Raw genomic sequence first — 20,539 nt, 5'->3', positions numbered from 1 at the left:
CGCGCCGACGCGCCGGAAAGTTTCGGATCACCAATCGAAACTTCTCTTGCGGAGAGTATTGACGGCCCATCACCGATGCCTCAATCATCCCTGTCTGAGGAACCGACCGTGGGCCGGGACACCGAACGCCGGTCTCGGCCTCCCGCCCCGCGCGGCAGATCCGCGCACCGCCTCAGTCCTTCCGTGATGTCCACCTTGGAGGCACAGTCATGGGCTCCTACGCCCCTCCCGGACCCGTCATCCGCCGGAAAACCCGCAGCCTGCTGCTGGCGCTGGTCGTCGGCGTCCTCGGCGTGTCCGCCGCGCTGGTCGCGCCACCGGAAGCGCACGCCGCCGAGAGCACGCTGGGCGCCGCGGCGGCGCAGAGCGGCCGCTATTTCGGCACCGCCATCGCCTCGGGCAGACTCGGCGACTCGACGTACACGTCGATCGCGAACCGTGAGTTCACCATGGTGACGGCCGAGAACGAGATGAAGATCGACGCCACCGAACCGCAGCGGGGCCAGTTCAACTTCAGCTCCGCCGACCGCGTCTACAACTGGGCGGTGCAGAACGGCAAGGAGGTGCGTGGCCACACCCTGGCCTGGCACTCCCAGCAGCCCGGCTGGATGCAGAGCCTCAGCGGCAGCGATCTGCGCCAGGCGATGATCGGCCACATCAACGGCGTGATGGCCCACTACAGGGGCAAGATCGTCCAGTGGGACGTCGTGAACGAGGCCTTCGCGGACGGCAGTTCGGGCGCCCGACGCGACTCCAACCTGCAGCGCAGCGGCAACGACTGGATCGAGGTCGCCTTCCGCACCGCGCGCGCCGCCGACCCGTCCGCCAAGCTCTGCTACAACGACTACAACGTCGAGAACTGGACCTGGGCCAAGACGCAGGCCATGTACTCCATGGTCCGGGACTTCAAGCAGCGCGGCGTGCCGATCGACTGCGTCGGCTTCCAGGCGCACTTCAACAGCGGCAGCCCCTACAACAGCAACTTCCGTACCACACTGCAGAACTTCGCCGCCCTCGGCGTCGACGTCGCCGTCACCGAGCTGGACATCCAGGGCGCCTCGCCCACGACCTACGCCAACGTGACCAACGACTGCCTGGCCGTCGAGCGCTGCCTCGGCATCACCGTCTGGGGTGTGCGCGACAGCGACTCCTGGCGACCGGAGCACACACCGCTGCTGTTCAACAACGACGGCAGCAAGAAGGCCGCCTACTCGGCCGTCCTCAACGCACTCAACGCCGGCGACACCACTGAGCCCCCGGCGGGTGCCGGACAGATCAAGGGCGTCGGTTCGAACCGCTGCCTGGATGTACCCAACGCCAGCACCGACGACGGCACCCAGCTCCACCTGTGGGACTGCGCCGGCAGCAGCAACCAGCAGTGGGTGGCCACCGACTCGGGTGAGTTCCGGGTCTACGGCGACAAATGCCTGGACGCCGCCGGCACGAGCAACGGCAGCAAGGTCCAGATCTACAGCTGCTGGGGCGGCGACAACCAGAAGTGGCGCGTGAACTCCGACGGATCCATCGTCGGCGTCCAGTCCGGCCTCTGCCTCGACGCCGTCGGGACCGGCACCGCCAACGGCACCCTGATCCAGCTCTACTCGTGCTCCAACGGCAGTAACCAGCGCTGGACCCTCACCTGACGGGACCTGCCACAGACGAAGGGACGATCCGACGACGGCCTGGAGGGCGGCACTCCCGCCCTCCAGGAAGACCTCGTTGACGGACCCGGGGCGCCGCAGTGCATCCGGGGTCCGCCGAGGCGGCGGCAGCCAGGACGCTCGACCTACGGTCCCCGCCGGTGATGCGGCTGATCAGCACCTCCGCCCGCGTGGCCCTGGCCAGGCCGAAAGGATGGCACGGCCGGCCCTGTTCCGGCTCAGTTCAGCGCGGATCCACCGGCTTGGGTATGGCGCGATCGGTTCGGGCCGGTGCAGGACATGCGAGGCCGGGCAGGCAGAATCCCGAGGTGAGCAGGTTCGCGTTTCCTCGGTCGACTCTGAGGAGACGACGCCGGAAAGCTGCATCGCGTAGCCGTCGGCTCTGGCAGCTTTCGGAAATGGCACACGCCATGCACACCCTCCGAACCTGCAGGTCAACGGCCTTTCCGTGATGCTCAAGGAGAGTTGCGCACTCCCCGTAATGCGTCATCGGGAAGTTGACCCGGCAGGGCGGATCTCGCACAACACCAGGTCAGGGGGCATCTCTGCTCCCCCGAGGACCCTTCGGCGCCCGGGGCGTCGAACGGGCGTCACGCCCGAGGGCCGTGTCCTGGTCGCTGGGCGTACACGGCGCTCGTCACGAGTTCGCGCGCGTATGCGGCGTCCAGGCGGCCAGGGCGGAAGAGGATGCGGTACATGATCGGGGCCACGACACGGTCGATCAGCAGTTCCGTCTCGGGCACCGGCTCCCCCCGCCGCACCGCACGGGCCAGCACGACGTCGATCTGCTCTGCGGCATACGCCGAACACAAACCGGCATTGGTTCCGTCGGGGTCGCCGAGCAGCGCGTCCCGGATGTAGGCGCGCCCGGGCGGCGAGGCCATCTCGTCGACGAACTGTTCCGCCCACGCGTCGAGATCCGCCCGCAGGCTTCCGAGGTCGGCCGGATCCGTTTCCGGACGCAGTCGTTCGACGGCCACGTCGGACAGGAGTTCCTGCAGGTCGCCCCAACGACGGTAGATCGTGGAGGGGGTCACGCCCGCCCGCGTGGCCACCATCGGGACCGTGAGCGCGTCGCGGCCCACCTCCCCTACGAGTTCACGTACCGCCCCATGGACGGACTCCTGTACGCGTGCGCTGCGCCCGCCGGGGCGGGCCATGGGCTTGGGACTCATGCGATCCACCTTAATGCGATTTTGTTGCTTCTAGGCGGTGGCCGGCCTCGGCGACCCGCGGGGTGGCGTGTCCGGGTGCCCGAGCACGACGGACACCTCTGCGGCGACGCGACCGCGCCGGCCGGCCGGAACGTCCGCCTTCTCTCAGGCGGCCAGGGGAGCAAGCCGCCCCGCACCGGCCGCCGACTCCTCGTAGACCCGGCCCACACGGAGCACCGTCGCGTAGCGGAAGGCGCGCGCCATCAGCTGCATACCGATCGGCAGCCCGGCGCGGTCGTGGCCGACCGGCAGACTGAGGGCCGGGATGCCGGTGATGTTGGCCGGGGCACAGAGGCGGACGTAGCTGTCCGACACGGCCTCGGTCGTGCCATCGGCCCACTCGACGGCTTCCTGCCCCGCCTCGGCGGCGGTCATCGGCACCGTGGGTGCGGCGAGGACGTCGATCCCGTCGAACATGCGAGCCCAGGCGTCTCGCATCATGGTGCGGGCCCGCTGGGCGCGAAGGTAGTCGCCCGCAGAGGTGAGTTCGCCGGCCTCCAGCAGGATGCGAACGTCCGCCGCGTACAGGTCGGGGGCGGCCCGCAGCGACCGTTCGTGGTAGGCGGTGGCCTCGGGAACCATAAGCCCCCACTGAACGGCCTGGATGTAGCGCGCCATCGGGATCTCGACGTCGACGAGCTCTGCCCCCAGCTCCGCCAGCCGCTCGATCGCGCCGCGTACGGACTCCTCGACCTCGGGCGCGACCCGGTCGAAGTAGTGATTCCGCGGTACGCCGACCTTCAGCCCTCGCAGGTCGCCTCCCGGGAAGCCGTCCAGCGTGGGGCCTGCCACGCTCGCCGGGTCGCGCGGGTCGTGGCCGGCGGTCGCCGACAGCACCAGCGCGGCGTCCTGGACGGTGCGGGTGAGAGGACCCACGTGGTCCAGGGACCAGGACAACGCGGTCACGCCAGTGCGGGGGACCAGGCCGTAGGTCGGCTTGAGGCCCACCACGCCGTTCAGGGCAGCGGGGACCCGGATGGAACCGCCCGTGTCCGTGCCCATGGCGAACGTCGCCCCGCCGGCGGCGACCGCTACCGCCGAGCCGCCGCTCGACCCGCCGGCGACCCGGCTGTGGTCCCACGCGTTGTTCGTCTGCGGAGTGGTCAGGCCGTAGGCGAACTCGTGCGTGTGCGTCTTGCCCAGGAGGACGGCCCCGGCGGCGCCGAGCCGTTCGGCCACCCGGCTGTCGTGTTCCGCCACGTGCCCCGCCCGGACGTGCGAGCTCGCCGTGGTGGGCACCCCCTCTGCGTCGATCAGATCCTTGAGCGCCATGGGGATCCCATGCAACGGCCCACGCGGGCCGCTCACGGAGATCTCCCGTTCGGCGCGGACCGCTGCGGCCAGGGCCGCGTCGGCGGCGACGGTGACGTAGGCGCCCAGCCGTCCTTCGACGGCGGCGATACGGGCGAGCACCGATTCGGTGAGTTCGACGGGGGACAGCTCCCGTGCGCGCACCGCTCGGGAGGCTTCGGTCAGCGACAGCTCAAACGGTTGCATCGGCGTTCCCCTGTCCGGCTCGGTAGGAAGACGCGGGAGGGATCTCGCCGAAATCGAGCTCGCGCAACGTGCTGATCACGGAGTGGATGTAGTTGGCCGTCATGGCCACTCCCTCGTGCCGGCCGTCCCCGAGGGAGAGCCCCGCCCGCAGCGCCCCTCGGGCTGCCTCTTGGGGGGTGAGTTCGCTGGTCATGGCTTCCTTCCGGATCTGTGCGGCGCGACGGGCCGGGGCCGGTACAGAACCCTCGACCCCCGTAAAGCGAATCATTTGCTTTAGTCGATCGTAGGACCTACGGTGACTTAACGCAAACCAATCGCTTTTAGCACGGGAAGGACCCTCATGCAGAGCGCCCCCGCGGGCCTCGCGCCTCCCCGCACCTCCCCATCCGGACGGCTGCCGTTCGCCTTGCACGGCTCGATCCTGATAGCGCTGCTCGCCGCATCCAGCGCGCCGATCCCGCTGTACCCCCACTACCAGGCTCAGTGGCAGCTGTCGTCCCTCGACATCACCGTGGTCTTCAGCGCCTACGCCCTGGCGCTCCTGGTCGCGCTGCTGACGACCGGAACCCTTTCCGACCATGTCGGACGCCGTCCCGTGCTCCTGGGCGCGCTCGCGGTCCAGTTCGCTTCCATGGCACTGTTCGCGACGGCCGGCGACCTGACCACGCTGATCGGCACCCGCGTCCTGCAGGGCATCGCGACGGGCGCGGCGACCAGCGCGGCAGGTGCGGCTCTCCTCGACCTGGAAGACCCCGCCCGGCCCGGCCGCTCCGCTCTGGCCAACAGCATCGCGCCCCTGGCGGGCATGTCGGCCGGCGTCCTGGCAGCCACCCTCATGGTGCTCTTCGCCCCCGTTCCGACGATCACGGTGTACGCGGTCCTGATGGCCGTATTCGCCGCGCAGGCCATCGCCCTTGTCTCGACGCCCGAGACCGTCCGCCGCCGTCCCGGAGCACTGCGGTCGATGCGCCCCCACCTGGCACTGCCGTCGGCGGCCGCCCACGCTCTCCTGCTCAACGGCTCCGGCGTCGTCGCCGTCTGGGCACTCGGTGGCTTCTACTCGTCCCTGGGACCGGGCTTCACACGGCTCATCTCCCCCGGCGGACCCGAATACGCCGGCGGCACGGTCTTCTTCACGCTGACGGCCGTCGCCGTCCCGACGGTGTACTTCACACGCAGGATGCGTGCCGACGTCTCCGCTCTTCTCGGGAGCTGGGCGGTGATTCCGGCGGCGGTCCTGACCCTGGCCGCCCTCCATCTCGCCGCCCCCGTACTTCTCTTCGCCGGGGTGGCGCTGGCCGGGTTCGGCTTCGGGGCCGTCTCCCAGGGTGCGCTGCGGGCGGTCGTCGACTCGGTCCCGGCCCGGGAGAAGGGCGGCACGCTCGCCTCCTATTACGTACTCAGCTACCTGGCGATGAGTCTGCCCGCCATCGGAGCCGGTGCCCTCACCGCCGGCCTCGGGCTACGCGCGGCAGCAGTGGCCTATGCCGGCGGCGTGGCCGTACTGGCGTCCGTCGCGGTCGCGACGCTGACCGCGTCGCTGCGCAGTCGGCGCCGGTCACCCTCCCCGGGCACCCACTCCCGTCCGGCAACGAGCCACTGCACATCCGCCTCACCCCACACACCCGACACACCCGCTCCAGAGATCTCCGTCCTCGCGACCGACAACAGGTAAGGGAAGCCGCCGTGTTCACCTCATCGCAGATGACCAAGTCCATCACTGCCCCCGCCTCTTCCTGGACGGTGGGCGACCACACCGTACGACGCATCGACGAAGTCGGCCTGCCCGCCCGGACCGGTCCGTGGCTGCTGCCCGGGGCAACCACCGACCTCGTGAGCCGGACGCCCTGGCTGAGCCCCGAATTCGCCGACGCACAAGGCGTCCTGCGCCTGGCAAGTCACAGCTTCGCCATCGAGGTGGACGGCATGCACGTGCTGGTGGACACCGGCATCGGAAACGGGAAGCGGCGCGCCAACCCCGCCTGGCACAACCTGAACAGCGACTACGAAGCACGGCTACGGGCGGCGGGCTTCGCGCCGGAGGCCATTGACATCGTGGTCCTGACCCACCTCCACGCCGACCACGTGGGGTGGAACACACGCGCCGAGGGCGACGCCTGGGTGCCCACCTTCCCGAACGCGCGCTATCTCACCTCACGCACCGAGTGGGACTACTGGGCGGGTGTCGACATGGAGGAGGCTCGCCGGCAGATGTTCCGGGACTCGGTCCATCCCGTCCGGGAAGCAGGGCTGTTCGACCTCATCGATGTAGCGGACGAGGGCACGGACGTCGCGCCGGGCATCCGTCTGCTGCCCGTTCCCGGCCACACACCGGGGCAGGTAGCGGTGGAACTGAGCAGCCGTGGCGAGACCGCACTGGTCACCGGCGACAGCATCCACCACCCGGTCCAGATGGCGCATCCGGAGCTCTGCAGCTGTGTGGACGTCGCTCCCGAACTCGCGGCCAGGACCCGGAACAAGCTGCTCGGCTCGCTGGCCGGTACGTCAACGCTCCTGCTCGGGAGCCACTTCCCGCAACCGACCGCCGGACACGTGCTCCGCGAGGACGGCGGGTACCGTCTGGTTCCGGCTCCCTCAAGGGAGGTCGCGCCCACCGGCGGCTGAAGCGGATGGGAGCACCCGGGACGTGCCACGCACCGAGTCCCACCGAGTCCGTGCGGGTGACGTCCTGAGCGTCCGCGACCGGACAGCCCGGGAGCGGCCAGGAGCTCGACCGGGCCATGTGGAAGGCCGCCAAGGAGATCATCGAGGACTTGGCCAAGCCCAAAGACCTGAAGAGCGCGCTCGGCGCCGCCACGCCTCTCCCCGGCAGCGGCGCCGGCCTGGTCCTGTCGTTCGACGTCCAGACGGTACTGATCCACTACACCGGCAAGCTGACACGTCGGAAAGACTGACGAGCAGATGGCGCAGCGCCTGCGTGACCAGCGGAACATCCCGCCGCGCCTGAGAACCCCGGAAAAACTGCAGGTCAGGCGCCCTTTGCAGCAGGCTCCAGAATCGCCACACACTCCACATGATGCGTCATCGAAAACATGTAGAGCCAAGAACAGGTTAATGAAAACCGCAGGTCAGAGACACGTGGTGCGCAAAACGGACTCAAGATCCATGTGCACTACGTGCGCCATGGGCGCTACGCGCGGCCTTTCGACGCACGCGTACTGCCCCTCGACGGCCCGGATGCCGCCACCAAGCGGGGCGAGCTCGCGAGCGTGATCTTTTCGCCGCCGGCGAAGGCTCGCCGAGACTGCACAACGCGACCACGAGGTCCGCAAGCCGCTCGCAGTCGCTTGTGACGCCGGCCTTCAAGTGATCACCTCGGCCGCCTGCCCGCCAAACGGTCACGCCCGGCTCGCCCTGGCCCGCACCGACGACCTCCGTGTGATCACCTCGGCAGTCGCCTTGGCCGAAGTGGCCCACTCCCGCATCAACCGCCCTGCCCTGGAGTGGACACTCTCCCGCCTGGTCGTGGAACCGATCACCGAGCCGATCGCCCGCCACGCCGCCATCCTGCTCGCCGACGCCGGCCCGCACGGCCACAAGTACGCCATCGACGCCATACTCGCCGCCACCGCACTGGCCTCACCAGGGCCGGCCACGATCCCTGCTTCCGATCCTGAGGACCTCACAGCGCTTTGCCGCGGGCACGCCACCGTCATGAAGGTCTGAATCCCACCGCCGCTCACGTTCCTGCACAAGCGGATGACTTCCGTCCCAGATGAACACGTTGACGACGTCAACGCCCAACACTTACCGCGTGTCTGCAATGGCGTGTACGGTTTCCGTATGAGGGATGACGCGGGTGCAGTAGACCCTTTGATCACCGGGGCCGAGATCGCTCGCATCGCGGGCGTGACACGAGCCGCTGTGTCGAACTGGAGACGCCGCCACAAGGACTTCCCCGCCCCGGCGGGAGGCAGTTCAGGCACACCTCTGTTTTCCCTTACCGATGTACGGGCATGGCTCGCGAACCAGCGGAAGAGCCATGACGTGTCCGACGAAGTCCGGCTCTGGCAGGCGCTCCGCGCGTCGTTCGGCGATGACATGATCAGCGGCCTGTCTTCGGTCGCAGCATTCCTTTCGACGGGAAATCCGTCTGGTCTCGACTCCGCAGCGGCTGCGATCGTCGCCTCGTCAGCACAGAGCGCCACACCAACCGACGTGGCCGACGGACTCGTCGAACGCTTTCAGGATTCGGCGCGTCGCAGCGGCTCGGATCAGGTGACCTCGGCGAGGATCGCCCGGGCGGTCGCTCACTTTGTGGGCCCTTTGCCCAAGGGCACCACCGTCTTCGATCCCGCCTGCGGGATCGGGGTCCTTCTCATGGTTGCGGGGGACGACGGCAGTACGGTCATTCGCGGGCAGGAGATCGACCCCGCAGCAGCACGGTTCGCGGAACTCCGAGCCAAGTTGAGCGGCCGAGCCGATGCGGTGATCCAAGCGGGTGACTCGCTGCGGGCGGATGCCTGGCCCTCGCTCCGCGCCGACCTCGTCGTGTGCGAGCCTCCCGCCGTCGGCCCGGACTGGGGGCGCGAGGAACTGCTCCTCGACGCACGATGGGAGCTTGGCACCCCCTCCAAGGCGGAGGGGGAGCTCGCCTGGCTCCAGCACTGTTACGCCCACACCGCCCCTGGCGGCCGCACGGTGATCGTCATGCCGTCATCCGTGGCCTACCGCAAGGCTGGACGCCGGATCCGGGCGGAACTCGTACGGCGGGGAATCCTCGCCCACGTCATCGCGCTACCGGGTGGAGTCGCCTCCTCGCACTCCGTCCCCGTACTGCTCTGGATCCTCCGCCGCCCGAAACCGGACGACACGACTCCGTCACACGTCCGCATGGTCGACCTGACGGGCAACGATCCGGACGGACCCCTAGAACCCACCAGCGACCAGGTCGCCGACATCCCCCTCATCGACCTCCTCGACGAGACCGTGGACCTCACGCCGAACCTTCACATCCACCGTTCCACCCAGGACTTCCGGGCGGAGTACTGGTCCCTGCGCGAAGAGATCGAGCAGCAGCTCCAAGCGCTGGGCGCACTCCTGCCGGCCTTGCGGGAAACGGCGGGAGAAGACTCTCTGGACACAGCCACGGTCAGCCTCGCGGATCTGTCCCGAGCGGGACTGATCGAGGCGGGCGCCGGCGGCCCCCAATCCCTGAGTCCTCAACTCGATACGGACTACCTGCGCGGCTTTCTTCAGAGCGCGTCCAACGTCCGCCGCTCGACCAGTACCAGCGGAACGCACCGTGTGGACGCGCGGGCGGCCCGCATCCCGCAGATGGCGGTCGCCGACCAGCGTCGCTACGGAGCCGTCTTCCGTTCTCTCCAAGAGTTCGAGGAACGCGTCGCGAGTCTGGCCGAACTGGGGAAGGAGGCAGCCGCTCTGGCCCGGGAGGGGCTGACCAACGGAGCCCTTGCACCTCCTGCGGACGATTCCGGCGAGTGACCCGTCGGCCGGTCAGGGGAGTTCGGAAGGCAGGGGCACGAACGGGCTGGGCTTTCCGCTCCAGGACACGTGCAGTGCTTCCCTGGCCCGTGTGCAGGCGACGAAGAGCAGGCACCGCTCACGCAGCAGATCGGCCTCGTTCTGCAGCCTGTCCGTCGCGGCCGCGGTGACCTCACGGGCGAACGGGAGTGCGCCGTCCGAAACCCCGAGTACACCGACGCCACGAAACTCCAGCCCCTTCATCGCGTGCATCGTCGCGAGGCGCACCCCTGCCGTTCCCGCCCCCGGTCCCTCCTTGACCCGGACCACGGGAATGCCCCGAGCCGCGAGCCTGTCGTACACCTTGTCCAGGAGCAGGTGGAAGCGGGCGCACACCCCGATCTCCTCGGGGCGCATGCCTTGGCCGATCCACTCCTCGATCCGCTCGACGATCGCGTCCACTTCGACCTGCTCGGAAGCATGACCTCTGACGTGAGGGCGTCCTCCGTGGAGCAGTGAGCGGTAACCGAGGAGGCTGTCCGCACCGTCGCCCCCGAGATCCTCGACGTCCATCTCCTTCAGAATGCCGGTGGACCAGCCGAGGATCTCCTCCGTACTGCGGTAGTTGATCCGCAGCCGACCGCTCCGGCCGGTCACCGTGATGCCCAGTGAGGCCAGGGAGACCCTGGAATCGTAGATCCGCTGATGGGGGTCACCGGTGATGAAGAGGTCGTCGGGTCCACGGCCCACAGCTGCCCGCAGCACCCGCCATTGGGCTGGATGCAGGTCCTGCGCCTCATCGACGACCACGTGGTCGTAGTCGTGGCCGTCCGAAGCGACCTTCCCTTCCAGCAGCCGTGCCGCCTGGGCGCAGACATCGAGGTGGGTGCGGCCGCCTCGGGCAGCAAGTTCGGCCCGGAAGAACTCGACCGCCTCCCAGACCCGCTCTCGCTGGGCTACGGGCAGCGCCGAGCCGCGTCCTCTGCGCACCGCGCCCCGGTAGGCGTCGAGCGTGCCGATGTCCTGGGCGAGTACGACGTGGCGATATTCCTGAGCGAGGAACTGCTCCGGCCACGGAAGGCCGAGGCGTTTGCCGACCCGCTGCCAGATCTGCTGCTCCTCACGGTCTCCGACGAGGGACAGAGTCCGGCCGCCGGCTGCCTGAAGGGCTCGGTGCGCGTAGGCGTTCACTGTCGTCACGTCGACCCTGCGAAGCAGCGCCTCATCGCCGTCGAGCAGCAGGGCGAGGTTCTCGCGCAGGCTCGCCGCGAGAGCGTTGGTGTACGTGGTGAGCAGGACCCGGCTGTCCTCGGAGCGGGACAACAGGTGCTTGACGCGATGCAGGGCGACGACAGTCTTGCCCGTGCCTGGGCCTCCGGTCACCTGCGCCGGTCCGCCGTAGGACACGCGGTAGGCGACGCGCCGCTGGGAGGGGTGGAGGAAGACCCGCCAGGCCGCGAAGGGCTTCTCCAGGATCTCGGCCAGCTCGTCCGGCCCGGTCACGAGTGTGATGCGGCTTCTGGTGTGGAGGATCGCCGACGCGAGGTCGTCCGCGGGGTCCCCAGGAGCGTCGGCGGGCCGCCGTGCGGTGACGAGGTCGCGGTAGACCTCTTCGGGGCTGAAGCCCTCCGCGAGGTACTGGAGGACTTCGAACTGGTCCTCGGGAAGCAGGGTGCCGAACGCGTCCAGCTGGGCCTGGTCCGTGATGGTGCGCACCGCCCGCAACACCTGCGCGTCGATGCCGAGTTCCCGCAGCACGGTGTCCGAATGGGAGGCGAAGAGCAGAGTGGGGGCCACTGCCGCCGCCTTCTCCAGGGCCGGCGTCAGTTGCTCGATGGCGACGACGTTGCGGACCTCCAGGCCGCGGGTGGCGGTGTTGACCGTGTAGAGCCGCTTGGCCGCCCAGCTGTAGGCGTCGTCGTGCGGCACGACGTTGATGAGGAGGAAGACATCGCTGCCGTCGTTCGGGGCGAGGACCACTCCGCGCCAGAAGTCGTTGATCCGGATGGTCCTCATCCGTGGATCGCGCGCCTTGTCCACCGACTCCAGGTGAAGCCCCTTGTCGGCGTGCAGTTCCGCGACGGTGAGCTGTTGGAACTTGGTCATCGCCTTGCGCACTCCGGCTTTGACGGGCTTCTCCAGCACGTCGTAGCTCTCCCAGAAGCTGTTCGCGAAGGCGAGCTGGGGCACGGTGGGCTCCTTACCTCGTGGCGTGCGGCGCGGCCGAAACGATCTTAGGGGGATGCGAGGCCCGCGCCCTCGGCCATCAGGCGGGCGAGGTCCCGGACCGTCCCGAGCAGTTCCGCCGGCGGCCCTTCCAGGTCCAGGACGTGCTGGTGGATGACGATCCCCGCGTTCCGGACTCGGTGGGAAGCGTGAAGCGCGCCGCCCCTGGCGTAGATCAGATGCCCCTCGGGAAGACCCAGCGCTGTGCAGTAGGCGAGCATCTGGTAGAGGTCGGCGTCGGGAAAACCGTCGGGCTTCTGCGCCTTGTACTTGGCGTCGGCCACGTTCAGCGGGCGGCCGTCGTCCCCGTACCGGAGGAGATCCGGCCTCATGCGGATGGTCCCGTCCGCGTCGAGATGCACTCCCTTGGCCTGGAGCGCGCAGTGTCCGCCATGCGCTGTGAGGGCCTCACGCAGGGCCACGCAGACGAAGTCCTCGAAGAGTTTGTTCATGTCGAGCAGGAATCCGTCGACGGTGACGTCACCCGGCAGGTGCTCGGGCGACTCGCGGCGCAGGACGGTCTCCGCCAGCCGCAGCGCGGGCTGGTAGCGGAGGTTCAGTCGGCTCGGCCGCCACCGGGGCGGAGCGGCGCCGCGCAGCAGGGGCTCGGCGTCGATGAGCCGGGCCCGTTGGTGCTGGAGGGACCGCCGTACTCCGGCCGGGACGCGGGGCAGGCTCAGCAGCCGCTCGGTCGCCGCCCGCAGCAGCCGGTTCTCGGGTATGTCGGTGGTGTACTCGTCATAGGCCACTTCCAGGGGAAAGAGCCGTCCGTGGTGACGGCGCACCTGGTCGGTCTCCCTGAGCCGACCGCGAAGGACAGGGGACGCCTCTTGCGTGTGCCGGTACCCCTGCAGCACTCCTTGCCTCAGGGCTCGCTCCTGCGCCCTCTCGTAGGTCTGGGCGAAGAAGGGAACCAGTTCCGTGTGCGCCGACACCTCCACCGTGCCCTCTTGGTGGATCCGCGGGTTCAGGGCGTACCCCAGGAGGAAGAACAGATGGGCGATCGGCACCTTCGGGGTGATCCTCAGGGTGACGGGGTCCTCCCCCGGGGCCCTGACCACTAAGGCTCCGACCTTGCTCCCCGCGCGCAGCCGCCATCCCCCGGTCCGGTACGGGTCGGGCGCCGCGTCCACGATCCGGGAGGCGGCGAGTGCCCGGCCGATGGCCGCCGGCAGGTCATGGGTGGTGTGCGGGGCGTGTTCGACGAGCTGGATGCCAGTCACGCGTCGGTCTCACCCGGGCCGGCAGCCGGTGCAATGTTCGCGCGAAGGGCTTCGAGACCGTAGGTCTTGGCAATGTCGATTCCCTCTCCGTAGTGATGCTCCTCCAGGAGCGGAAGGATCTTGGTGCGCCAGGTGCGGTCGAGGCCGCCTTCCCGGTAGACCGCCTTCTTCATCAGGTACGAGGGGCCGATACGGAAATCGGGGTCGTCGATGCGGGAGTTGAGCGCGTCCAGCAGGTCCGCCGGCTCGGGGCCGCGGTCCTGGGCGGCGAGCCAGCGGCGCAGCAGCCCCTGGGTGGGCTCGGTACGCGGCGAGAGCTCCACGAAGGCGAAGCGCCGTCGCATGGCCGCGTCGACAAGGGCGATGGAGCGGTCGGCGGTGTTCATCGTGCCGATGACGAAGAGATTGGACGGGAGGGCGAAGTCGTCGCCCGAGTAAGTCAGGCGGACCGACTTGTTCCGGTACTCCAGGAGGAAGTAGAGCTCTCCGAAGACCTTGGCCAGATTCGCACGATTGATCTCGTCGATGATCAGGAAGTGCGGGATGTGGCGGTTTCCTTCGCGGGAGGCGAGGTCGGCGAGCTCCCGCAGCGGGCCCGCCGTCAGCCGGAAGGCGACCTCCCGGGTGTCGGGGTCCTCCTTCGGCCGGAAGCCTTCGAAGAAGTCCTCGTACGCGTACGACGGATGGAACTGCACCAGCTTGACCCGTTCGGGCCCGCCTCCGAGGAACTCGGCGAGTTTGAGGGCCAGGTGGGTCTTGCCCGTGCCCGGCGGTCCGTACAGCACCAGCTGCCGTTCGTCCCAGAGGAGGTCCTTCACCTCGCGCAGCCACTCCACGTCGTGGACGAGCAGTTCGTCGGCGAGGGCCTGGCCCGGCTCGGGAAGCTCCAGCTCACGCCGGGCCGCGAGGGCCGGGACGGTCTCGCTCGGGTCGCGTTCCCGGGACACGGCCTCGTCGGCGAGCTCCTCGTCGGTACGGCCGAGTCCGTCGATGAGGGCCTGCACGGAGGTGAGGTCGACGACGTCGTGCTGCGCCGAGAGCTTCTGCTGGAGTTCCTCGGGAAGCTCGTCGTAGGCGTACCCGCTGCTCTGCCAGTCGACGGGGCGGCGCAGGTTGGAGCGGCCGCCTTCGGAGGCGGTCTGCTCGACCGTTCCGGTGATCTCACCCACGTACAGGCGGCCCCCGGAGATGCCGCACACCGTGTCGCCCGGCTTCATCCAGGAGAGGAACGCGTACAGCTCGTCGACGAGCTCCAGCTTCTGGTTGTAGGTCGCCGTCGTCCCGTAGTCCTCCTCGACGAACGCTCTCAGCCGCTCCTTGCTCGCCCCCTGCGCCACTCCCTGGCGCAGCCGCGAGGCCGACAGCGTGACCCTGCCCTCGGGAAGCCAGAGCCGGTGGACGAGGTCACTGCCCGCCACGTTCGAGCCGCGCACGAGCCAGGCCCGGTTGGGCCCGGAACGCATGCCCTCCATGAAGTCGGACAGCGGTGTGCCCGCCTCGGTGCGCCACTCCTCCCAGCCGTTGCGCGGGGCGCCGACGAGTATCTCGGCGGCGGCGGACGGCGATCCGCACTCGACGTCAGCGGTCAGCTCCAGCCATCCGGGCCAGCGGTCGGACGGCGCGAGGACTCCGGCGGCTCTCAGCTCCTCGCGCCGCTTGAACGTGCCGCTGAAGTGCTTGGGGAACGACGGCATGACGTGCTCCCGGGCCGGCGAACCGGCCCGGACCAGGAACTTGCGGCTCCCGTTGGTGCCGACGGCGTCGAGGAGGACGCCGACCGCCCGCCCGATGCCGTCCCCGCCGGGCAGCCGCAGCCGGAACTCCGGGTACTCGGCGGGGTTGCCGCTGTCCTCGTTCACGCACACTCCTGGTTCACGTACGTTCCTCGTTCCCGTGAGTCCTTGGACACGGGCAGGGCATATGCCCGAAGGCCGGTGCCGAGAAGGACCTTAGCCCCGCTCCGTACCTCAGGTGAGGGTGTTGGTGAGGTGCGGCCCGATGTATCCGATGAAGATCCCGTGCTCGGCGCGGGCGGCGTCGTGGTAGTGCAGGCGTGGAGCGACGGTGTTGCCGCCGCCGATCCTCACGTGCGCGCCCACGAACAGCCGGCAGGCGGGATCCACGTTTTCCGGGACGGGGAAGGTCCGTTCCTTGCGCCAGACGGTGTTCGTCTTCACTGTCCTGGACTCGTCGCGCACGACCTTACGGGGCGATATCGCGTGCCTGCCGCCCGGAGCGTCCTCGCACCACTGCTTGAAGTCACGGAAGGCCGCGCCGTCGGCGGGGGCGTCGACCGAGACGTCGGCGTAGTCCCGAAGCGCCAGCAGTGCGTCCCAGGCCATACGGACCCAGGAGGAACCGTACGCCTGGTCGTCCAGTTCCAGGGTGATCTTCCTGGCTCCGGTGAAGTGCACGCGAGGCATCTCCTCGATCCGTTCCAGGATCTCCGCGAAGGACTCGGGGACAGCGGGACCGCCGTCGTCCGGGGCGTACGCGGCTTCGGCGGCGCCGAGGGCGAGCAGGCGCTTCTGCACGGTGACGAGCTGGACCCGGGTCTCATGCAGTTCCCGGTACTGCTCGTCGTACTCGGCGATCAGCGTGATCTCGTCGCTCCTGGCGCGCTGGAGTTCGTTCTTCAGGTCCCTGATCTCGTCGGCCCGTACCCGCTGCTCGCGCCCGGCTTCCTCGAGGATCTCGAAGAGGGCGTGGTTCTCGTCCCTCAGCCGCTCCAGCTCGGAGCTGCCCGAGCTCTCCTTGGTACGCGCGCGCAACACGGGTACCGCGTCCAGCTCGGGCGGCAGTGGCGCCCGGGTGGCGAGGCCCTGGGGAAGCTGGGCGAGCAGGCGGCGGGCCCGGGCCGGGTTCTCGGCGACGACCCGGTGCGACATGACGCGGTGGCGCTGGCCGTCGGCCGCCCAGGCCGGGTCCACACCTGGAAGGAAGGTCCGGGTGCCTCCGCCGTACACCCGGTGGTACTCCATGAGCCGGTTGAAGCGGTTGTCCGCCCCGGGCGCGAGGGCGTAGAGGATAGCGAGGCCGGCCAGGGGACGGACCAGCGGGTCCAGGGTCCGCTCCAGCCAGACATCGAAGTCGGCCCCGTTCGGGGCGGTGGCCATGACGATCGGCAGACGGCGCTCCGCGTCGCACAACTCGTCGATGACGGAGTCGATGTCGGCCGCCTCGACGACCTGTGGCATCCGGGTCACGTCCGCGAGCCCGTCGCGGGCCTGGAGGACGTCCAGCAGGCTTGCCGCGAGGCGGGGGGTCTTTGCGGGCGTCGGCAACGTGTCCGGATCGTCGGGAAGGTGCTCTACGTCCAGCTGTACGCGGGTCGGCCGACTCTCCGTCTGCCTGATCACCAGGGTCGTCTGCCAGGTGCCGTCCGGGGCGGTCTCCCGGAGGCGCCAACGCCCGTACGCCCCGCCGGTGCCGGTCGCCGAGTCGTGGTCGAGCGTGACTCCCCGGGCTATCTCGTTGCGTCCCTCCGCGAACGCCTGGATGTCGTAGTTCTTGGGCGGTTCACGCAGCCAGTCCCGGAGCCGGGCGTCGACCTGCGCGCCGGTGCTGACGTAGTCGAGGCCGCTGGTGACGACCATGCGGTAGCGGCGTGTGTCCATGCCGTGGTCCTTTCGGTGCACCGGTCAGGCTTCGGTCCGCTCGGGTCCTTGGCGGAGGGCGGCGAGCAGTTCGACGACGTCGTCGTGCCAGGCCCTGACCTCGCCCGGGGTGGGCGGGAGTTCATACGTGTGGTGGTGGCAGGCCGCGCTGAGCGCGGACCACACGGCGTACCACTGACGGGCCACGGAGCACGGGGCGTACCACTCCAGACAGAGCGCCTTGGTACGGCCACGGCTGTGCGCCATGGCGGGACTGACCCGCCGCCAGAAGCCGTCCATGGCCTCGTCCAGGGCCAGCCGGAGCAGGGCGGCGGCGGCTCGGGCGCGGAGTCCCGGCGCGAGGGTGTGGGGAATACCGGGGGGAGGGAGGAGCAGATGACGGGCGGCCGCGGCCAGTTCGTCGGGGGTACGGGTCATCGGCCGCGCACCGCCTTCGCGAGGCGCTCGGTGTCCCGGACCAGGTCCATGCGGTCGCCGATCGGGGTGAGGAACTGGTGGGCGCCGGCGTTGCACCGTTCGATGAGCGCGCGGGCCCAGGGGCCGTGGTCCTGCGCGACGGCCGCGAGGACCTGGGCGGGTTCCATGCTGCTGTCGTAGAAGGCGAGCGCGGCGAGATCGGTGAGCTTGTGGGCCTTGCCGATCCTGGCCTCGACGTCGGCGTGGCCGTGGCCTTCGGCCCGCAGGCGGCGCCGTGCGGGTTCCAGGCAGGCGGCCTCCAGGGCGCCTCGGCACATCTGGGGTAGGACCCGGTCGGCGACGTCCTGCGGCACGTTCGGGTCCTTGGCGACGGCCCGGGCCTCGCTCAGCGCGAGGGAGACCGGGTCGTCGGTGCGGGTGACCTTGACGACGGAGTCGGTCTGCCGGGAGACCTGCATGATCGTCGCGGGGATGCGCAGGTGGCGGATGGCCTGCTGGAGGCGGGTGTCGTGAGTGAAGACGATCACCTGGCGGCGCTGGGCACAGGCATGGAGGACCCGCGCGAGCCCCTCGACCTTCTCCGGGTCCATGGACTGCACCGGGTCGTCGATCACCAGGAACCCGAAGGGGCTGTCGGGGTGGGTGGCGCGAGGGAGGAACAGCGAGAGGGCGAGCGAGTGCAGTTCACCCTGGCTCATCACGCCGAAGGCGGGCGCGTCCATGTCGTCCACGGACACGTCAAGCTTCACCTTGCGCTGGTTGGCCGTCCCCGTCAGGCCGATCGAGCCGAGCGTGACGCTGCTGCGCTCGCAGAGCAGCTTCCAGATGGTCTGCGACTGGTCGGCGAACGGGCGCAGCCGCTCCTCGCGGAGTTCGTCGGTGACCTTCTTGAGCCAGGTCTGCGCGTCCTTGAGTCGCTTGCCGAGCGATGCGGCCTCGGCGGCCCGGTCGGCGACGGCCAGCCATTCGGCGAGGCGCACCCCGAGCGGCCGCCAGCCAGCGTCCTGATCAGCGAGCAGGCGGGCCGCCTTCTCGCTCTCCTGCCGGCAGGCGTCGGCGAGGGCGGCCGAAAGGCGCTCGACCTGATCCGCCAGCGGGCGGGGGTCGGTCGCGCTCCGGCACAGGGACCATTCCCGCCAGAGGGCGGCGAGCGGCGAGTCCTCCGGCCGGAGCCATACGGGGACGGGCTGGACGAGATCGTGGACGGCGCGGATGGCGCCGCGCAGGTCGTCGCGCGCGGACTGCGCTTCCGCGGCTTCGCGCTGGAGCCGTTCGACCTGCTCCCGGGCGCGCACCGCCCAGTCGTCGTCGAGCAGTCCGGGCGTGTCGCAGACGGGGCAGTCGGCGGTCCGCGCCCGCCGCCGGTGGTCGAGCGCCCGCTCCAGGAGGTCGGAGAGACGGCGGGCGTCCTCGGCGGAGCCGGACCGCGCGTCATCGGCCCGGGCCGCGGCTTCCCGCAGCCGCGTCACGGCACCGCTGATGTCGCTCAGATCAGGCCCTTCGAGGGTGGACAGCCCGCGCAGCCTTTCGAGTTCGGCGGTGTCGCCCTCGGGCCGTGCGGCAAGGAGGGTGCGAACGCGTTCGCGGTCCGGGCGGCGTGCGGAGAGAACCTCCACGGCCGCGACGGCCCTCGGGTCGCCGGAGCCCCGCAGTTCGGCGAGGACCGCGGCTGCCAGGTCGGTGGCCTTCTTCTCGCCGTCCTTGATCACCTTGAGGCGGGCTCCCGCCTCCTTGTAGGCCTCGGAGAGCTGCTCCAGGCCGAGGATCTGGGCGAGTCCGTCATGGAGGGCGGTCATGGGGCCGTTGATCACGGCGCCGAGTTCGCTGTACGAGAGGAACGGCCGGTACAGCGCGAGCTCCTCCGCGCCGACGACCTCGCCCAGCTCTCCGCCGGGCAGGCCTGGCCGGTGGACCGCCACCCGTGCGTCGCCCAGCCCGTCGCCGTGCCAGCTCCTGCGGACGGTGACGGGCGTGTCGGCACCGTCACGGCGGCACTCCACCTCCACGCGGGGAGCCGCCGGATCGTGCAGATTCCGCCACCCCTGCCGCCAGATCTGAGTACGGTCCTGCCAGCGGAAGTTGTCGCCCGTCAGTGCCATCTCGGCGGCCTCGGCGAAGCTGGACTTACCGGAGCCGTTGCGTCCGGCGACCACGGTGAGGCCCGGTGCGGGGGTGAGGCCGAGCGTGGTCTCCGGGCCGATGCCTCGCCACCCGGCGGCCGTGATGGAGCGGAGGAAGAGAGGACCGGTTCGGGAGGCGCTTCCGGCCCGAGTCCCGGGGAAGAGGTCGCGCAGCAGATCCGCCGTCTCCGGCTCCAGGCCGGCGGCGGCCAGGCGCTGGAGGACGAGGTCGCGGAGGGAGGGGTGGGGCTGGTCGCTCACGGTGTGGCTCCATGCACGGGAGACGGCGGGTGCGACGGCGAAGTCCGCAGCCGGGAGCCCCAGGGTGACGTAGAGACGTTGACGTCGTCAACAGATATTTCCTGCCACACTTCATGCGAATTTGTGTACGATCGCGAATCCGGGCGGCATGAGTGACCGCCAGACGGCCGCACGGCCACACTTCTTGAGGAGAAGCTCAACCGTCATGAGACTTACGGACCAGCTGACCCTGCGGCGGTCAGGCACCCGCGCGACGCGCCACGGAGCCACCTGCTCCGGATCAACGGAGAACGGGACCGCCGTGAAATGGCGTCTCGTCCTGCCCGGTCGCCCTGAACTCACCCTGCACGACACCCGCTGGGACAACGGTGAGCGGGACCTGGTCCTCCACCAGCCGTCGGTGGTTCCCGAGATGCCCGCCCTCCTGGCCAATCTGCACGGCCGCCGCCGCGCAGGCATCGAGGCCGTGCCCGCCGGAAGGGGTCGCCTGCGCCTCATGGCCTGGACCGTCATACCGAGGACCGGCTCGGACCGGGCCAGCTTCAAGAAGTCCCTCACCACGGCGCAACTCGCCACGCAGTGCGGGCTCTCGCTCCTGCGGACTCTGACGAGCCGTCCCGGCGTCACGCTGGAACCCGCCTTCGACCAGGAAGACCTCCCCCTGGTCGATCTGGAGCACCCTCAGGACGTGAAGCCCCTCCAGCACGCGCTGTACTTCCCCGTGGACGACGACGAGACCCCGGTCATGGCGTACGTCATCACCCGGGTCATGCCGACACTCCGCGCGGTGGGCTGGCTGCCGCCCTTACCCGTCTTCTGACGTCTCGGGCCTCGCCCCCACATGTCAGTGCCACCCTC

At 69.7% G+C, this 20,539-nt stretch carries 16 protein-coding genes; 7 read left to right on the top strand and 9 right to left on the bottom strand.

Annotated features, from left to right (window positions below; genetic code table 11):
- Positions 1-209: 209 nt before the first annotated feature.
- On the top strand, positions 210-1,643 hold the full coding sequence (locus tag PSQ21_RS28285; protein WP_274034100.1) for an endo-1,4-beta-xylanase: 1,434 nt from the start codon (positions 210-212) through the stop codon (positions 1,641-1,643).
- Between the two features lie 608 nt (positions 1,644-2,251).
- Here PSQ21_RS28285 and PSQ21_RS28280 read toward each other — a convergent pair.
- The 3 genes from PSQ21_RS28280 to PSQ21_RS28270 all read right to left on the bottom strand — a co-directional run bounded on the left by PSQ21_RS28280 (position 2,252) and on the right by PSQ21_RS28270 (position 4,565).
- Complete coding sequence (locus tag PSQ21_RS28280) at positions 2,252-2,836, bottom strand: TetR/AcrR family transcriptional regulator (RefSeq protein WP_274034099.1); 585 nt, start codon at positions 2,834-2,836, stop codon at positions 2,252-2,254.
- A 144-nt stretch (positions 2,837-2,980) separates the two neighbouring features.
- Positions 2,981-4,372 carry an amidase gene (locus PSQ21_RS28275; RefSeq protein ID WP_274034098.1) on the bottom strand — a complete coding sequence of 464 codons (1,392 nt, stop codon included), beginning with the start codon at positions 4,370-4,372 and terminating at the stop codon, positions 2,981-2,983.
- Positions 4,359-4,565, bottom strand: coding sequence for a hypothetical protein (locus PSQ21_RS28270; RefSeq protein WP_274034097.1), 207 nt, complete (start codon positions 4,563-4,565; stop codon positions 4,359-4,361). Before PSQ21_RS28270 ends, PSQ21_RS28275 begins: the two co-directional genes overlap by 14 nt.
- 147 nt (positions 4,566-4,712) lie before the next feature.
- Here PSQ21_RS28270 and PSQ21_RS28265 point away from each other — a divergent pair, with 147 nt between their 5' ends.
- From PSQ21_RS28265 to PSQ21_RS28245, 5 genes are all read left to right on the top strand, one after another.
- Positions 4,713-6,047: an MFS transporter gene (locus tag PSQ21_RS28265; RefSeq protein WP_274034096.1), complete on the top strand. Its 1,335-nt coding sequence runs from the start codon at positions 4,713-4,715 to the stop codon at positions 6,045-6,047.
- A gap of 29 nt (positions 6,048-6,076) precedes the next feature.
- A complete protein-coding gene (locus PSQ21_RS28260) occupies positions 6,077-6,997 on the top strand; it encodes an MBL fold metallo-hydrolase (RefSeq protein WP_274035979.1) in 921 nt (306 codons plus the stop codon).
- Between the two features lie 116 nt (positions 6,998-7,113).
- Complete coding sequence (locus PSQ21_RS28255) at positions 7,114-7,287, top strand: hypothetical protein (protein ID WP_274034095.1); 174 nt, start codon at positions 7,114-7,116, stop codon at positions 7,285-7,287.
- A 412-nt stretch (positions 7,288-7,699) separates the two neighbouring features.
- Entirely contained in the window at positions 7,700-8,059 is a 360-nt protein-coding gene (locus PSQ21_RS28250; protein ID WP_274034094.1) for a type II toxin-antitoxin system VapC family toxin, read from the top strand.
- Between the two features lie 33 nt (positions 8,060-8,092).
- Complete coding sequence (locus PSQ21_RS28245) at positions 8,093-9,838, top strand: N-6 DNA methylase (RefSeq protein WP_337961688.1); 1,746 nt, start codon at positions 8,093-8,095, stop codon at positions 9,836-9,838.
- 12 nt (positions 9,839-9,850) lie between these two features.
- Here PSQ21_RS28245 and PSQ21_RS28240 read toward each other — a convergent pair whose 3' ends face one another.
- The 6 genes from PSQ21_RS28240 to PSQ21_RS28215 all read right to left on the bottom strand — a co-directional run bounded on the left by PSQ21_RS28240 (position 9,851) and on the right by PSQ21_RS28215 (position 19,681).
- Complete coding sequence (locus PSQ21_RS28240) at positions 9,851-12,007, bottom strand: UvrD-helicase domain-containing protein (protein ID WP_103419645.1); 2,157 nt, start codon at positions 12,005-12,007, stop codon at positions 9,851-9,853.
- Between the two features lie 44 nt (positions 12,008-12,051).
- A complete protein-coding gene (locus tag PSQ21_RS28235; protein ID WP_103419644.1) occupies positions 12,052-13,266 on the bottom strand; it encodes an McrC family protein in 1,215 nt (404 codons plus the stop codon).
- The gene (locus tag PSQ21_RS28230) at positions 13,263-15,125 is read right to left on the bottom strand and encodes a DUF4357 domain-containing protein (protein WP_112490076.1); all 1,863 of its coding nucleotides are present in this window, start codon (positions 15,123-15,125) and stop codon (positions 13,263-13,265) included. Before PSQ21_RS28230 ends, PSQ21_RS28235 begins: the two co-directional genes overlap by 4 nt.
- A 108-nt stretch (positions 15,126-15,233) precedes the next feature.
- The gene (locus PSQ21_RS28225; RefSeq protein WP_274034093.1) at positions 15,234-16,883 is read right to left on the bottom strand and encodes a hypothetical protein; all 1,650 of its coding nucleotides are present in this window, start codon (positions 16,881-16,883) and stop codon (positions 15,234-15,236) included.
- 24 nt (positions 16,884-16,907) lie between these two features.
- Positions 16,908-17,300: a hypothetical protein gene (locus tag PSQ21_RS28220; RefSeq protein WP_112490078.1), complete on the bottom strand. Its 393-nt coding sequence runs from the start codon at positions 17,298-17,300 to the stop codon at positions 16,908-16,910.
- Positions 17,297-19,681 carry an AAA family ATPase gene (locus tag PSQ21_RS28215; RefSeq protein ID WP_274034092.1) on the bottom strand — a complete coding sequence of 795 codons (2,385 nt, stop codon included), beginning with the start codon at positions 19,679-19,681 and terminating at the stop codon, positions 17,297-17,299. Before PSQ21_RS28215 ends, PSQ21_RS28220 begins: the two co-directional genes overlap by 4 nt.
- Before the next feature lie 205 nt (positions 19,682-19,886).
- Between PSQ21_RS28215 and PSQ21_RS28210 the strand changes: the two genes are divergently transcribed.
- Positions 19,887-20,501 carry a hypothetical protein gene (locus tag PSQ21_RS28210; protein WP_274034091.1) on the top strand — a complete coding sequence of 205 codons (615 nt, stop codon included), beginning with the start codon at positions 19,887-19,889 and terminating at the stop codon, positions 20,499-20,501.
- The last annotated feature ends 38 nt before the right edge of the window (positions 20,502-20,539 follow it).

Origin of the sequence: Streptomyces sp. MMBL 11-1 (assembly GCF_028622875.1) — a bacterium.
Classification (GTDB): Bacteria; Actinomycetota; Actinomycetes; order Streptomycetales; family Streptomycetaceae; genus Streptomyces.
This window is presented reverse-complemented; position numbering and strand designations above follow the sequence as displayed.

Excerpts from the sequence above, each read along its gene's own strand:
- PSQ21_RS28270 (WP_274034097.1), bottom strand. The coding sequence starts at position 4,565 with ATGACCAGCGAACTCACCCCCCAAGAGGCAGCCCGAGGGGCGCTGCGG.
- PSQ21_RS28275 (WP_274034098.1), bottom strand. The coding sequence starts at position 4,372 with ATGCAACCGTTTGAGCTGTCGCTGACCGAAGCCTCCCGAGCGGTGCGC.
- PSQ21_RS28280 (WP_274034099.1), bottom strand. The coding sequence starts at position 2,836 with ATGAGTCCCAAGCCCATGGCCCGCCCCGGCGGGCGCAGCGCACGCGTA.
- PSQ21_RS28225 (WP_274034093.1), bottom strand. The coding sequence starts at position 16,883 with ATGGACACACGCCGCTACCGCATGGTCGTCACCAGCGGCCTCGACTAC.
- PSQ21_RS28285 (WP_274034100.1), top strand. The coding sequence starts at position 210 with ATGGGCTCCTACGCCCCTCCCGGACCCGTCATCCGCCGGAAAACCCGC.
- PSQ21_RS28260 (WP_274035979.1), top strand. The coding sequence starts at position 6,077 with ATGACCAAGTCCATCACTGCCCCCGCCTCTTCCTGGACGGTGGGCGAC.
- PSQ21_RS28220 (WP_112490078.1), bottom strand. The coding sequence starts at position 17,300 with ATGACCCGTACCCCCGACGAACTGGCCGCGGCCGCCCGTCATCTGCTC.
- PSQ21_RS28245 (WP_337961688.1), top strand. The coding sequence starts at position 8,093 with ATGACTTCCGTCCCAGATGAACACGTTGACGACGTCAACGCCCAACAC.
- PSQ21_RS28265 (WP_274034096.1), top strand. The coding sequence starts at position 4,713 with ATGCAGAGCGCCCCCGCGGGCCTCGCGCCTCCCCGCACCTCCCCATCC.
- PSQ21_RS28255 (WP_274034095.1), top strand. The coding sequence starts at position 7,114 with ATGTGGAAGGCCGCCAAGGAGATCATCGAGGACTTGGCCAAGCCCAAA.
- PSQ21_RS28210 (WP_274034091.1), top strand. The coding sequence starts at position 19,887 with ATGAGACTTACGGACCAGCTGACCCTGCGGCGGTCAGGCACCCGCGCG.